The 1,645-nt window shown below is 57.0% G+C and carries 3 protein-coding genes; all 3 read left to right on the plus strand.

The window, feature by feature from the left end; all coding sequences use genetic code 11:
- Positions 1 to 1,000, plus strand: a 1,000-nt coding sequence (locus AC1DXV_RS34395) for an RHS repeat-associated core domain-containing protein (RefSeq protein ID WP_477938018.1), incomplete at its 5' end; no start/stop codon positions are given.
- A gap of 5 nt (positions 1,001 to 1,005) precedes the next feature.
- A complete protein-coding gene (locus AC1DXV_RS34400; protein WP_477871695.1) occupies positions 1,006 to 1,461 on the plus strand; it encodes a hypothetical protein in 456 nt (151 codons plus the stop codon).
- Between the two features lie 88 nt (positions 1,462 to 1,549).
- On the plus strand, positions 1,550 to 1,645 hold a 96-nt coding region (locus tag AC1DXV_RS34405), incomplete at its 3' end, for a CPCC family cysteine-rich protein (protein WP_477938019.1).

The raw sequence follows: 1,645 nt of genomic DNA on the forward strand, positions 1-1,645 counted from the left end.
GGTCAACAGCGGCACGGACCGTGGCTTCACCGGCCACGAGCAGCTCGATGACATCGGGCTCACGCACATGAACGGGCGGCTGTATGACGCAGTGATTGGGCGCTTCTTGTCGGTGGACAAACTCGTCGGTGACCCTAAAGACCTGCAGGCCTACAACCGCTACAGCTATGTGGAGAACAGTCCGCTGGTCGCGACCGATCCCAGCGGCTGGCAGACGTACTGGAACAGCCTTTGCAAATGGACTCCAGTTTGCGATGCGATAGCCTACGTGGCTGTCGCAAACAAGGACAAGAAGCCGGACAGCCGGACAAGTGCCCTGCCGGCGAGCAAGCCCGAGCCGAACGGCCCGGTAGCGAGCACATCGGACAATGCCTACGGCGCTGCTCCCACTCCTCCCGACGCAAAGCAGGGTGGCGATCCGCGAATCAAGGAATTGGTGGCGATCTCGCTCAAACGTGGTCCTGACGAAGGCAAGCTTGCGTTGGCAGAGGAGTACAAGCAGAGAATTCTTCAGGTCGAAGGAAAATTCTCACGGGACAGCACCTACCAAGCGCTGTACGTGGATGGCTTGCAGGCCCGTGGGATGAGGGGTGGGGACATTGCCAGCGCGGCGAGTTCGGAAGGTGCGGCTCTCGCGATTCAGGAAGGGGCTGCGGCTACCGTTGGGGTTGCGCTTGGAAGCAGTTCAGCAAAGACAATCAAGCCAATCAATTTGCCTGCGTGGCGAGATATAACCATTGATATGGAGCACATCGCCTCTGGTCACATGGAAGGTGGCTCTCGAGTCAGCTCTCAGAAGACTCTGTTTCCGGAGGGCATGTCAGCCGACCAAGTTGAGAAGGCGGTGCGTCAAGCATATCGTTTCAGCGAGCGTGTGGGTACCCAAGGGGAGCGAGTGCTGGCCCGCGGCGTTCAGGGCGGGATGAAGATTGAGATGTGGGTCAATACGGAAACTAGAACCATTGAAACGGCGTATCCAATTGGCAGGGCGAGCAGGTAGTGCATATGCAAGAAATTAAAGTTGAACTCGTAGAGGACTCGATTGAATTCAGGGGGCACGGACTGGTCACCGGCATTGTCTTCTTCGACTTCGGAACCTTCCAGTTTCCAGAGCGAGACTGGAACGATGCGGTGGTCGTGGTTCTTGGTTGGTGGCTTTCCTCTCTTGGCTCTCTGCTGGTCGGGGGGGCAACGGAGGCAAAGCTCCGCTTCATGGAAGGCCCTCCCATGCTATCCGTTCATAAACTGTCGGGCGACGAATTTCTTGCTCGCTGCATGGGGGTACCCGAAATTGACGAAGAGGCTGAGTTTCAATGCTCGGCTCTGGAGCTTCTGAGATCCACTCTCAAGGTGGCGACACGCGTGCAAAGAGTTTGTCATCTGAATGGATGGCGGTCGGCAGACGTAGATTCACTTGATGGCTTTGTCCTTGCAGCTCGGACGCTGACAAGAAAGCATTGATTGGGAACGACACGACTCATCCCTCAAGAGCTATGGGCCGGGTGGCTATGTTCAGACCAATAGACGGAATCAACTATTGGAACAAGCAATGAACGCATCCTCAGAAGAGCTGTACCCCTGTCCCTGCTGCGGCGTCCGTACGCTGGGCGAGTTGGGGAGCTATGAAATCTGCGACGTGTGCGGC

Source organism: Rhizobacter sp. P3_C12 (assembly GCF_056402735.1).